11 protein-coding genes and 1 pseudogene are annotated in these 11,861 nt (G+C 64.1%); 11 read left to right on the top strand and 1 reads right to left on the bottom strand.

Annotation, left to right across the window (positions count from 1 at the left end):
• The 4 genes and pseudogenes from VE092_RS05170 to VE092_RS05155 all read left to right on the top strand — a co-directional run.
• Positions 1-622 (top strand): annotated as a pseudogene (locus tag VE092_RS05170) (sel1 repeat family protein); the annotation flags it as partial.
• Positions 623-804: 182 nt separating this feature from the next.
• The gene (locus tag VE092_RS05165) at positions 805-1,503 is read left to right on the top strand and encodes a response regulator transcription factor (RefSeq protein ID WP_324874471.1); all 699 of its coding nucleotides are present in this window, start codon (positions 805-807) and stop codon (positions 1,501-1,503) included.
• Positions 1,500-2,891 carry a sensor histidine kinase gene (locus VE092_RS05160; protein WP_324874469.1) on the top strand — a complete coding sequence of 464 codons (1,392 nt, stop codon included), beginning with the start codon at positions 1,500-1,502 and terminating at the stop codon, positions 2,889-2,891. The genes VE092_RS05165 and VE092_RS05160 overlap by 4 nt, the downstream gene beginning before the upstream one ends.
• 68 nt (positions 2,892-2,959) lie before the next feature.
• Positions 2,960-3,520: a cytochrome b gene (locus VE092_RS05155; RefSeq protein WP_324874467.1), complete on the top strand. Its 561-nt coding sequence runs from the start codon at positions 2,960-2,962 to the stop codon at positions 3,518-3,520.
• A 112-nt stretch (positions 3,521-3,632) separates the two neighbouring features.
• On the opposite strand, the gene VE092_RS05150 is transcribed toward VE092_RS05155, so the two are convergent.
• Positions 3,633-4,559, bottom strand: coding sequence for a LysR family transcriptional regulator (locus tag VE092_RS05150; protein WP_006462229.1), 927 nt, complete (start codon positions 4,557-4,559; stop codon positions 3,633-3,635).
• A 152-nt stretch (positions 4,560-4,711) separates the two neighbouring features.
• Here VE092_RS05150 and VE092_RS05145 point away from each other — a divergent pair, with 152 nt between their 5' ends.
• The 7 genes from VE092_RS05145 to VE092_RS05115 all read left to right on the top strand — a co-directional run bounded on the left by VE092_RS05145 (position 4,712) and on the right by VE092_RS05115 (position 11,847).
• A complete protein-coding gene (locus VE092_RS05145; protein ID WP_324874463.1) occupies positions 4,712-5,830 on the top strand; it encodes a porin in 1,119 nt (372 codons plus the stop codon).
• 81 nt (positions 5,831-5,911) lie between these two features.
• Positions 5,912-6,964 (top strand): ABC transporter substrate-binding protein, encoded by a 1,053-nt coding sequence (locus VE092_RS05140; RefSeq protein WP_166757917.1) that lies wholly within the window; start codon positions 5,912-5,914, stop codon positions 6,962-6,964.
• A 95-nt stretch (positions 6,965-7,059) separates the two neighbouring features.
• Positions 7,060-7,920, top strand: a complete 861-nt coding sequence (locus tag VE092_RS05135; RefSeq protein WP_006462232.1) for an ABC transporter permease — start codon at positions 7,060-7,062, stop codon at positions 7,918-7,920.
• The gene (locus tag VE092_RS05130; protein WP_324874457.1) at positions 7,917-8,696 is read left to right on the top strand and encodes an ABC transporter permease; all 780 of its coding nucleotides are present in this window, start codon (positions 7,917-7,919) and stop codon (positions 8,694-8,696) included. The genes VE092_RS05135 and VE092_RS05130 overlap by 4 nt, the downstream gene beginning before the upstream one ends.
• Positions 8,697-8,708: 12 nt before the next feature.
• Complete coding sequence (locus VE092_RS05125; RefSeq protein WP_324874455.1) at positions 8,709-9,722, top strand: ABC transporter ATP-binding protein; 1,014 nt, start codon at positions 8,709-8,711, stop codon at positions 9,720-9,722.
• A gap of 32 nt (positions 9,723-9,754) precedes the next feature.
• Positions 9,755-10,723, top strand: a complete 969-nt coding sequence (locus VE092_RS05120) for a nucleoside hydrolase (protein WP_006462235.1) — start codon at positions 9,755-9,757, stop codon at positions 10,721-10,723.
• A gap of 50 nt (positions 10,724-10,773) precedes the next feature.
• Complete coding sequence (locus VE092_RS05115) at positions 10,774-11,847, top strand: adenosine deaminase (protein WP_324874452.1); 1,074 nt, start codon at positions 10,774-10,776, stop codon at positions 11,845-11,847.
• Positions 11,848-11,861 lie beyond the last annotated feature (14 nt).

The following is an 11,861-nucleotide window of genomic DNA, read 5'->3' as shown; positions in this document are numbered from 1 at the left end:
GCTTACCGGCCGTGCCCATATCGAACCGGGCCGGCAACTACCCGAGCAACCACAACGCCAGATCATGCCGCAGTACGAAAGCACGGCAGCCCCCGAAACCGGCTACTGGATCGCCCGCCTGATGCATCCTGTGAGCGAGCGTCATTATGCATGGGATGCGCAGCAGCTACCGATGCGCTATCTAAAGGGTGAGCTCTTCGATCGCAGCCGGACCGGCCTGCAAGATGAAGATGGGCGCATCCGCTTCCATTATCTGGGTGAGGCCATCGATCAATTGCCACCGGCGCCAATGAAGGACGATCCCCGTGTGGCCCGCCGCGCAGCGCGCTATGGCGATATCCCGAAAACGGAGCGCTACTACAGAAGCCATTCACCTTGCCCGCGCACCGGCATATGGCGTCCTTATCTACCGGATACACATCCCTTGCATGCCTCCTTCAATCGCTGGGATCGGCAGGCCTATGTGAGAAAGGGCATGCCGCTTCCTGCCGTGGTCACCGACCGCCCCGGCATCGAAGAAAAGGACATCCTGTGGCAATGGATGGCCAATGCCAACGAAGTACGCAATGGCTTGGAACACGTGACATTGACCCCCGGGGAAGATGACGGGGCGCTCGACTAGAACCCCATTTCATCGATAGGCGTGAGATGCGTTCTCATGGACTTCGCTGATGACACCCAGTCTGACCGAAAAGAAACCGGTCGCGCCGTCACCTGAACCGGCCCGCGCATTTCCTCCCCCACACTTTTGCCGTAGACTCTAACGCCGCCGGTAGAACGTCCCGGCTCCACCCAGGCAAGGCGATGAGAATACTGCTGGTAGAAGACGACATCATGATCGGCGAGGAGGTCCGCGCGGCGCTGCGCGAGGCTTCGTATGCGGTCGACTGGGTACGTGACGGGGCCGCTGCCCTCTCCGCACTCTCCGCACTGTCGTCTGCCTCATCCCTGTCGGCCATCCACCAGCCGGTCTACGCGGCCGCCCTGCTCGATCTCGGCCTGCCTGGCCGCGATGGTCTCGACGTCCTGCGCCAGTTGCGCAGTGGCTGCGACATTCCCGTACTCATCATCACCGCCCGCGATGGCGTACAGGATCGCATCGATGGCCTGGATGCAGGGGCTGACGACTATGTCCTCAAGCCCTTCGCCCTGGGCGAACTGCTGGCCCGCCTGCGCGCCGTGATGCGGCGCAAATCGGGTGCCGCCACCGACCTGCTGGACAATGGCGCCGTGCAGCTGGACCTGGGCACCAAGACCGCCCGCTGGCAGCAATCGCCACCGGTAAGCCTGTCGGCCCGTGAGTTCGCCTTGCTGCAGGCGCTGATGCAACGCCCCGGCGCCATTCTCTCGCGCAGCGATCTGGAAGAACGCATCTACGGCTGGGGCGAGGAAGTGGAGAGCAATGCCGTCGAATTCCTGATCCATGCATTGCGCAAGAAACTGGACAAGGACGCCATCCGAAACGTCAGGGGTATGGGATGGATGGTCGCGCGTCCGGCATGAGCCGCTCCCTGCAGGCGCGCCTGTCGCTGGCACTGACCGCGACCATCCTGCTGGTGGCGGTGGGCGCGGGTTGCTTCGGCTTCATCAGCGCCTATCGCGATTCGATCCGCATGCAGGATGACATGTTGCGCCAGGTGGGCGCCCTGATCGCCCGCATGGGCGGCACATTGCCCGAGGCCGGTGCCGTAGGCCGCTATCCCGGTGGCGATCACGAATCTCGCATCGCCGTGCAATGGTTGCCCTCACCGGGAGAGACGATGCCCGAGGCCGAGCATGCCCGGTCCCCCTTGCCACTGCCGGCGGACCTGCATGACGGTTTGCAGACCGTCTTCATGCATCACGAGAACTTCCGGGTCTACGTGCAAGCGCTGGAATCGGGTCGGCGCATCGCCCTGTCGCAGGAAACCGATGTCCGCGATCGCATTGCCTACCGCAATGCCTGGCGTGCGCTGATCCCGGTGCTGATCCTGGTGCCGGTCCTGCTGCTGGCCCTGCAACGCATCATCGGCAAACTGTTCGCCCCGCTGCAGAGCCTGCGCCGGGACATCGACCAGCGTCGCGATGATCAGCTGGAACCCATCGCCACTACCGCCCTGCCCACCGAAATCCTTCCTTTCGTGGAGGCCATCAACCGCCTGCTGGCCCGGATCCAAGGCGCCATGCGCAGTCAGCGACGTTTCGTGGCCGATGCCGCCCATGAGTTGCGTACCCCGCTGGCCGCCTTGTCATTGCAGGCCGAGCGGCTGCAGCAGAGCGAGATGTCCGACACCGCCCGCGAACGTTTGCAACGCCTGGGCAGCGGCATCGAACGCAGCAAGGCGCTGGTGGCGCAGATGCTGGCCCTGGCTCGCGCCCAGGGTGGCGAGTCCGGTGAGTCGGCCAATGCCTCGCAGTGTCGCCGGTTTGTCTTGCGCGAAGCAGTGCGACCGGTGCTGGAAGATCTCTTGCCGCTGGCGCAACAGAAGGATATCGACCTGGGCGTCGATGGCAGCCTGGAGGTCGAGGTCTGCTCCAACCCGCTGGAACTGGGCTTGCTGTTAAACAACCTGATCGACAATGCGGTGCGCTATACCCCGCCTGGCGGGCGCGTCAGCATCGCCATGGCAGGCGAAGCCGCCACCCAGGCAGGTCAAGTGCGCCTGGAAATCAGCGACACCGGGCCGGGCATCGCCGCCGAGCAGCGGGAGCGGGTGTTCGAGCCCTTCTATCGCATCGACCCGGCGGGCGCGCCCGGCTCCGGTCTGGGACTTTCCATCGTGCAATCACTTGCAGCGCGCCTGGACATCGCCCTGCGGCTGGAGCACGCTGATGCGTCTACAGGCCAAGGCCTGCGGGTGATCCTCGATATTCCGGCCGGAGAGGACTCTGCCTGCCGCACGATTTCTTGAGCCAGGCTAATGCCGGTCTAAGTTTCTGCCTTTACTATTCCGGTTTCGCCAGCCAAGGAGCAGCCAGCATGAACCGACCTTCCGACACCCTGCAACGAACACGCTATCACCCGCTCTCGGCCGCTCTGCACTGGCTGATGTTCCTGCTCTTCGTGGTGGCGCTGGCCACCATCGAATACCGCGACGACGTTCCCAAGGGCGATCCGCTACGCGACCTGCTGCGCACGGTACACATGCACGCCGGCCAGCTCGTGCTGATCCTGGTGGTGGTGCGCCTGATCGCCCGCAAGATGTTGGGCGTGCCACCCGAACTGCCCTTGCCCCGGATACAACGCCTGGGCGCACACGCGGTCCACCTGCTGCTGTACGTGGTGATGATCGGCCTGCCCATTACCGGCATCCTCTTCACCCAGGCCGGTGGCCGCGAGGTGGTGTTCTTCGGTAGCACCCTGCCAGTGATCCTGGCCAAGGACATGGCCTTGCGCGGGCCGATCAAGGAAGTCCATGAATTCATGGGCAATGCCGTCTATTTCCTGGTGGGCCTGCATGTGCTGGGCGCGCTGTGGCACCAGTTCTTCGATCGCATGCCCATCCTGCAGCGCATGTCGCTGCGGTCTTCCGGCAAATAGACCGGCCTTTAGACGAAACGCCGTCCGGTGCATCCTGTACCGGGCGGCGTTTTTTCATGGGGGGCAACGGACATTTGTGCGCACCATCAAAACTGCCCGGCAGCGCCAGGCTTCAGAACCAGTGATTGGCCTGCTTCAGGTCGCTGCGCAGTTCACGGAAGCAATGGTCGGTCCAGTCGCTGCGACTGATCTCGTTACGCCGCATGAGCACGATCTTGCGCTTCAAGGTCGGTTGCCGCAGCGGTGCCACGTGCAGGCTGTCGTCGCGCAGGTAGGTGGTGTAGAGGCTGGGCATGATGCCGATGGCAATGCCGGCCCGTACCACCCCGTACAGCGATTCGCTGTGCACCACCTGATAGCGGCGCGAGGACGCCAGTCCGTGCTGCATCAGCGCTGCCGAGGCGAATTCCCACACGCTACCCTGGGTGAACAGCACGATCTCTTCCCCGGCCATCTGTCGCCACTGCACTTCCTTGGCCCCGGCCAAGGCATGGTGGCGGGAGACGATCAGGACCAGCTCATCCTCGAACAGAGTCACCGTTTCCAGCGTCTGGGACGACAGTGAATCGGGGGGCTTGATGCCCACGCAGAAGTCCAGCTTGCCCGAGTGCAAGGCGTCCAGCAGGGCGTCGTTGGGCATGTCCTGTAGCAGGATTTCCACATGCTCGTCGTGCGCCTGGTTGTAACGGGCGATCACCGCCGCCGTCAGCGTGACCGCCGAAGGGATGGCGCCAACCCGGATGCGGTGCCGTCCGGTGCCGATGGCATGCTCGATATCGTCGAAGATATTGCTGGCCGTATTGAGCAGGTGACGCGCGTATTCCAGCACCACCGCACCCTGCGCGGTGAGGCTGATCTGGTGCGTAGTACGGTCGAAAAGCCGCGTCCCAAGCTGGTTTTCGAGCTGCTTGATGGACGCCGACAGGGCCGGCTGGGTCACCGCGAGTGCATCGGCGGCGCGGCTGAAACTGTTGGTGTCGGCCAACGTGACCAGCGCCTGCAGGTGACGAAGGGTGACTTTCTGATTCAATTTGATCATGGCATTGCCAAAAAGACAGGGCAGGAAAACCGCCTCGGTTATAAACCCAGTTTATGAAATTATAAATATAAACAAATTATATTATTTAAGCACTTGCCCTATCCTCCACACCGTTCGCAGTACCACCATCAAGACTCACCACAGGGGCAGGAATGAAAAAACACTGGATGATCGGCGCACTGGCTATTCCGGCAGCGCTGGCAGGCGCACAGGCGCAAGCACAAAGCAAGGTCGAGATCTACGGCCTGATTTCGGGTGGCGTGGGCTACCTGTCCAATCAAGGCGGTCCGCACAACTTCGAGGCGCTGTCCGGCACCAACCAGAATCCGCGCATCGGTTTCCGCGGCCAGGAAGACCTGGGCGGCGGCAACAAGGCCATCTTCAACCTGGAAAACGGCTTCAACATGATGACCGGCGGCACCGCCCAGAACGGTCGTCTGTTCGGTCGCCAGTCGTGGCTCGGCCTGTCCTCCAACAGCATGGGCACCGTGACCCTGGGCCGCCAGTACGAAGCCGTCAAGGACTACCTCGGCCCCGTGGTCATCGCCAGCAACGGCGTCCACATCGGCGACAACGACAACGGCTACAACAACCTGCGTGTGCAGAATTCGGTCAAGTACGTCAGCCCCTATTTCAACAACTTCAACGTCACCGCCGTCTACGGCTTCGGCGAAGCGGCCGGCGACGCAGCCATCAACCGCGTCATGAGCATCGGTTCCGGCTACAAGGGCGGCAACTTCCGCTGGGCCGTGGCCTACACCCAGATGGACCAGCCCAACAGCAGCAAGAGCCCGGACGGCGCCATGGGCAACGACTATGCCAGCTCGCTGCTGATCTTCAACAAGAGCGCGGTCAACAGCTCGGCTGGCGTGCGCCGCCAGCGCATCGCCGGTACCGGCGGCTTCTACATCGTGGGTAATACCGATTTCGGCGCGATGTACAGCAACGTCAAGTATGAATACCTGGACAACACCAAGCTGACCCTGCAGAACGTGGACATCAACCTGGTGCACCACTACACGCCGCAACTGAACCTGGGCGCGTCCTACTTCTATACCACCGGCAAGTACGACACCATCAACACCAACCCCAAGTGGCACCAGGTCAACTTCCAGGCTGACTACTTCCTGTCCAAGCGCACCGACGTGGCCATTACCTACAGCTACCAGATGGCCGCTGGCGATGCCAAGAAGGCCACCATCTTCGGCTTCCCGTCCTCCAGCGACAAGAAGCAGGCGGTGCTGATGCTGGGCGTGCGTCACGTCTTCTGATTGTTCTCCCCAGGCCTGGCCGCCGGCTCCCGCGGCGGTCGGGCCTACAATACAAGTCTTTTGTCGGTTTCAAGGATAGTCATGTTGAACAAAGCCCCCTTCACCCGTGCTTCGGCCGCCCTGGTCACTGCCGGCCTTGGCCTGTCCCTGCTGAGCGCTCCGGTCCACGCGGAAAAGCGCACCCTGGTGCTGTCGGCCTACCCGATTTCGCAGCCATTGTTCAACAAACTGGTCTATGCACCGTTCAAGGAAAAATGCGGCTGCGAGATCGTGGTCGAGACCGGCAATAATGCCGACCGCATCGCCAAGCTGGATGCCCGCCGCAACAACCCGGTGGTGGACCTGGTGCTGCTGTCGGACTTCGGCATGCTGGAAGCCGCCCGCAAGGGCCTGGTGCAGCCGCTGGACTACAGCCAGCTGAAGAACTACAGCCAGATCTACCCCTTTGCCCGCAATCCCATCGGTGGCAACTACGCCGTGGGCTACACCATCTACTCGGTGGGTCTGGTCTATCGCAGCGACAAGACCGCCGCCCCCAAGTCCTGGAAGGACCTCTGGAATCCCGAACTGAAGGGCCGCATCGCCCTGCCGGATGTGAGCACCACCCAGGGCCCGCTGGCGCTGCAGATGGCCGATCTGGCCTGGGGCGGCAAGGGCGGCGACTATGCCGCCGGCATGCAGAAGATCCTGTCCATCAAGAACAACGTGGTGACCTTCACCAAGAACAGCGCGCAGCTGTCCTCGCTGTTTGCCCAGGATGAAATCTGGGTCGCCCCGGTGGCGCGCTTCACCTGGTCGCAGCTGATGAAGACTGGCATGCCGCTGAAGTGGGCCATCCCCGCCGAGGGCCAGGCCGCTGGCATGAACGTGATGGGCATCGTCGCCAAGTCCAGGAACGCCGACCTGGCCTACCAACTGATGGATTTCTGGCTGTCCAAGGACGTGCAGACCGCACTGGCGATGGAACTGGTGGATTCGCCCGTGAACACCCAGGTGGTGCTGCCTAAGGACAAGGCCGAATTCAATACCTATGGCGGCGAACATATCGCCTCGCTCAAGTTCGTCAAGCCGGAAGACCTGCTCAAGCATCGCTCCGGCTGGCTGGAACAGTGGAACAAGGGCATCAGCAAGTAATCCGGCCGACACGCCCGACGCCATCGTCGATGGCCGCTCTCCTGCGGGATGGCGGCCGTCGCTGTCGTTCATCTTCCTGACATCGTTTGCCCAACATGCTCGCCCAATCCAAAACCCGCCTCGGCCTGATGCTGGTCACGCCGGCGCTGATCTTCACCGTGGTCTGCTTCCTGCTGCCGGTGGCCGCCCTGCTGCTGGGCGCCTTCCGCACCGGTGGCCCGGACAGCCTGGACGGCGGCCCGCTGCAATGGAGCCTGGCCCGCTTCGCCGACTTCTTCGCCGAACCGCTGCACCTGCAGGTGCTGTGGCGCACCCTGCGCATCGCCGCCCTGGTCACCCTGTGCTCGGCCCTGCTGTGCTATCCCGCCGCGCAAGCCATCGTCCGGGTGGCACCACGCTGGCGCGGACTGGTGCTGGGCATGATGATCCTGCCGCTGATGGTGTCGCCCATTGCGCGCACCTATGCCTGGATCGTGCTGTTCGGGCGCAATGGCGCGGTCAATGCCGTGCTGCTGCAACTGGGCCTGACCGATGAACCGCAACGCCTGCTCTTTACCGAGATGGCGGTGTTCGTGGGCTTGCTGCAGTTGCTGCTGCCGCTGATGCTGATGTCGCTGGTCAGCGCGATGGAAAACATCTCCGCCGATCTGGCGCTGGCGGCCTCCACCCTGGGCGCCAATGCCTGGCAGGTCTTCACCCGCGTCACCCTGCCGCTGACCCAGGAGGGCTTGATCGTGGGCGGCACGCTGGTGTTCACCGGCAGCGTCACCGCCTATGTCACCCCGGCCTTGCTGGGTGGCCCCAAGGTCTTGATGCTGGAAACCCTGCTCTACCAGAAGGTCAGCGTGGAGAGCGACTTCGGCACCGCCAACGTGATCGCGGTGATCCTGGTGGCGATGACGCTGGCCGTCAACGCCGGATTGAAACGCATTGCCGCTCCCCGGAGGACGACATGAAACAAGGACTGTTCCCGCGCCTGGTGCTGTGGGCCGTGATGTTGTTCCTGCTGGGGCCGTTCATCATCGTCTTCCTGGCCGGCTTCAGCGGCGGCGAGACGCTGGCCTTCCCGCCGCCCTCCTATTCGCTGCGCTGGATCGTGGCGGTGCTGCAGGCCGACGAATTCCGCCAGGCCTTCGCTACCAGCCTGGAAATCGGCCTGCTGGCGACCGTGATCGCCCTGCTGCTGGGCGTGCCCGTGGCCTATGCCATGTCACGCATGCCGCCGCCCGGCATGGCGGTGATCAAGCAGGTGCTGACCTCGCCCCTGATCATCCCGGCCATGCTGGTGGGCCTGGGCCTGCTGCGCCATTTCGTGCTGGTGATCGACGCGCCGGTGTTCCTGGGTCTCTTGATCGGCCACGTCGGCCTGTTGACGCCCTATGCGGTACGGGTGGTCTATTCCAGCCTGGCCAATCTGCGCGTGGACATCGAGGAAGCCGCCATCACCCTCGGCGCCACCCGCGCCCAGACCTTCCGCCTAGTGGTCTTGCCCAATATCCGGGGCGCCGTGATCGCGGCCTTCTTCCTGGCCTTCGTGACCTCCTTCAACCAGGTGCCGGTGTCGCTGTTCCTGACCGGACCTGGCATCAGCACCCTGCCCATCGAGATGCTGGGCCACATGGAAAACAGCTTCGATCCTTCCATCGCGGCGCTGTCCACGCTGCTGGTGCTGTTCACCATGGCCTTCGTGCTGGTCACCGAAAAGGTGCTGGGCATTTCCAAATACATGTGATGTGAGAACGTGATGAGTTACCTGACACTGCAGCAAGTCGCCCTCGGTTACGGCAATGCCAAGACCGCCGTGCAAGGGCTGGACCTGGACGTGGCCCGGGGCGAGCTGATTTCCCTGCTCGGCCCCAGCGGCTGCGGCAAGACCACCACCATGCGCGCCATCGCCGGCCTGATCGAGCTGCGCGCCGGCAGCATCACGCTGGACGGACGCGACATCAGCCGCCTGCCGCCCAACAAGCGCGACATCGGGCTGGTATTCCAGTCCTATGCCCTGTTCCCGCACCTGAACGTGTTCGACAACGTCGCCTTCGGCCTGCGCCTGCGCAAGGTGCCTGCGGCCGAACTGCGCCAGCGGGTGGAGAAGGTGATTGCTGCCGTCGGCCTGGCCGGCTTTGAAGCGCGCCTGCCGGCACAGATGTCGGGCGGCCAGCAGCAGCGCGTGGCGCTGGCACGGGCCATCGTGATCGAGCCCAAGCTGCTGTTGCTGGACGAACCGCTCTCTAACCTCGACGCCAAGCTGCGCGTGCAGATGCGCGCCGAGCTGCGCCGCATCCAGCGCGAGCTGGGCATCACCATGCTCTACGTCACCCACGACCAGGATGAAGCGCTGGCGATGTCGGACCGCATCGTGGTCATGAACGGCGGCAAGATCGAGCAGCTGGATACCCCGGAGCGCCTCTTCAATGCCCCGCGCACCCGCTTCGTCGCCAATTTCATGGGATTCGAAAACCTGTTCGACTACCGCGACGGCGCCCTCCACGGCCCGCAGGGCAGCCTGCCCTGCCCAGGCCTGCCCGCTGGCACCGCCTGCGCCGGCTGGCGCGTGCAGCAGGTCCAGGTCGGCAGCGGCAACTACCAGGGCCGCGTACTGTCACGGGGCTTCCTGGGTGAATCGGTGGAATATCTCTTGCAGACGGCCCTGGGCGAAGTGCGCGGCATGGCCCCGGCGGCCCAGGCACTAGCCCGTGAAGGCGACGACGTGGCCTTCCACCTGCCGCTGGAACAAGCCCTGACACTGTCGGCCTGAGCCCGCCCCTACCCTCCAAGGAAAACAAGAACATGCACAAGATCTGGCTTGATACCGACCCCGGCTTCGACGACTGGCTGGCCATGCTGATGCTGTCGGCCAATCTCGATGTTAACTGGCTGGGCGTGTCGGTGGTGGCGGGCAACGCGCCGCTGGCGACCACCTACGACAATGCGCTGCGCATCAAGCAGCACTACCAGCTGGATGTCCCGGTCTATGCCGGCTGCGAGAAGCCGCTGGCCGGCAACATCGAAACCGCGCAATCCATCCTCGGCCAAGCCGGCATGGCCACCACCGGTGACGCCTTGCCGCAGGTCGACATCGCCGAACTCGAAGCGCGCCAGTCGCAGCAACTGCAGCGCTCGCCGCTGCCGCACGCGGTGGATGCCATGATCGAGGCGATCCGCCTGCACGCCGGCGAGATCACGCTCATGTGCATCGCGCCGCTGACCAATGTGGCCATCGCCCTGCAGCGTGCGCCCGAGATCGCCTCCATGGTCAAGGAAATCATCCTCATGGGGGGCTCGGCCGACCAGGGCAATCACACGGCGGCGGCCGAATTCAACATCTTTGCCGACCCCGAGGCGGCCGATGTGGTGTTCCAGTCGGGCATCCCCTTGCGCATGTTCGGGTTGAACCTGTGCCGTCAACTGCTGGTGACCGCCGACGAGGTGCAGCAGGTGCGCGCCCTGGGTACGCCCCGCGCGCGCTGGCTGGCCGGCTACTTCGATGCCTATCTGCGCATCCGCAGTCCGGACGGCTCGGTGCCCATGCCGATGTACGACCCGGCGGTGGCGATCTGGCTCAAGCGTCCGGAACTGTTCAGCTTCCGCTCGGCGCGGGTGGATATCGAACTGCAGGGCCGGCTCACGCGCGGCATGACGGTGTGCGAATTCCGCGTCCCCCGGCGCGCCCCGGCCAATACCGAGGTTGCCATGACCGTCGATGGCCCGCGTGCCATGCAATGCATGATGCAGGAGCTGCTGGGCACGCTGTCCTGAAGACGCCCCCGCCACTCCTCCCTGAACCGATCTTTCGCGATGTTTCGTCCATGAGTTTTAACGACCCCACCGATACCGGCCCGCTGACGCTCGAACAATTCGTGCGCGCCCTGCCCAAGGTCGAATTGCATTGCCATCTGTTCGGCGCGGTGCGCCGCCAGACCTTCAGCGAACTTTCCGCGCGCGCCGGCCATCCGGTCTCGGCCGAAGAGATCGAAGCCTTCTACACCCGTGGCGAAAAGCCGGTCGGCGTGCTGCGCGTGCTGCGCGCCCTCGATGCTGTGCTGATCCGGCAGCCCGACGACCTCTACCGCATTACCTACGAATACCTGCAGGACGCCAGGCAACACGGCGTGGCCTATAGCGAATTCTTCTGGAACCCGACCGGCACGGTGCGGGTCTCGGGCATTGCCTATGACGCCGCACAAGACGCCATCGTGCGCGCCATCGCGGATGCAGAACGGGACATCGGCATCATCGGCCGCCTGATCCCCAGCATCGACCGCGAAGCCAGCCCCGACGAGGCCCTGAGCATGGTGCAGTGGATGCTGCAGCATCCGGCGCCGCAGGTGTTGGGCATCGGCATGGACTACCGCGAGAACGACCGTCCGCCCGAGCTGTTCAAGACCGCCTACCGCCTGGCGCGCGAAGCAGGCCTCAAGACTACCGCGCATGCCGGCGAATTCGGCATGCCCTGGAACAACGTGGCCACCGCCATCGACCTGCTGCAGGTGGACCGCGTCGATCACGGCTATACCATCGTCGACAACCCGGCACTGCTGCAGCGCTGCATCGAACGCGGTCTGATCTTCACGGTGGTGCCGACCAACTCCTATTACCTGCGCACGCTGGCGCCACAACGCTGGGCGCAGGACCATCCGATCCGCCAGATGCTGGCCGCCGGCCTGCGCCTGCACCCCAACACCGACGACCCGACCCTGCATCTGGTCACCCCCACCGGGGCCTGGCTGATGATGCTGCAACTGGGGGCCGACATCGATGCCCTGCGCGGCTTCATGCTCAACGGCCTGGATGCTGCCTGGATGGCACCGGCCCTGCGCGAGCGCTGGCGCCGGGAATGGCCGGCCCGCTTCGATCAGCTGCGTGCCCGGCTGGCGGCCTGAGTCGCGCGGCGCGG

Source organism: Herbaspirillum sp. (genome assembly GCF_035644555.1).
Classification (GTDB): domain Bacteria; phylum Pseudomonadota; class Gammaproteobacteria; order Burkholderiales; family Burkholderiaceae_D; genus Herbaspirillum.
Note: the sequence above shows the minus strand (reverse complement) of the source record. Positions and strands in the feature narration are given on the sequence as shown.

Excerpts from the sequence above, each read along its gene's own strand:
- VE092_RS05165 (WP_324874471.1), top strand. The coding sequence starts at position 805 with ATGAGAATACTGCTGGTAGAAGACGACATCATGATCGGCGAGGAGGTC.
- VE092_RS05160 (WP_324874469.1), top strand. The coding sequence starts at position 1,500 with ATGAGCCGCTCCCTGCAGGCGCGCCTGTCGCTGGCACTGACCGCGACC.
- VE092_RS05155 (WP_324874467.1), top strand. The coding sequence starts at position 2,960 with ATGAACCGACCTTCCGACACCCTGCAACGAACACGCTATCACCCGCTC.
- VE092_RS05150 (WP_006462229.1), bottom strand. The coding sequence starts at position 4,559 with ATGATCAAATTGAATCAGAAAGTCACCCTTCGTCACCTGCAGGCGCTG.
- VE092_RS05145 (WP_324874463.1), top strand. The coding sequence starts at position 4,712 with ATGAAAAAACACTGGATGATCGGCGCACTGGCTATTCCGGCAGCGCTG.
- VE092_RS05140 (WP_166757917.1), top strand. The coding sequence starts at position 5,912 with ATGTTGAACAAAGCCCCCTTCACCCGTGCTTCGGCCGCCCTGGTCACT.
- VE092_RS05135 (WP_006462232.1), top strand. The coding sequence starts at position 7,060 with ATGCTCGCCCAATCCAAAACCCGCCTCGGCCTGATGCTGGTCACGCCG.
- VE092_RS05130 (WP_324874457.1), top strand. The coding sequence starts at position 7,917 with ATGAAACAAGGACTGTTCCCGCGCCTGGTGCTGTGGGCCGTGATGTTG.
- VE092_RS05125 (WP_324874455.1), top strand. The coding sequence starts at position 8,709 with ATGAGTTACCTGACACTGCAGCAAGTCGCCCTCGGTTACGGCAATGCC.
- VE092_RS05120 (WP_006462235.1), top strand. The coding sequence starts at position 9,755 with ATGCACAAGATCTGGCTTGATACCGACCCCGGCTTCGACGACTGGCTG.
- VE092_RS05115 (WP_324874452.1), top strand. The coding sequence starts at position 10,774 with ATGAGTTTTAACGACCCCACCGATACCGGCCCGCTGACGCTCGAACAA.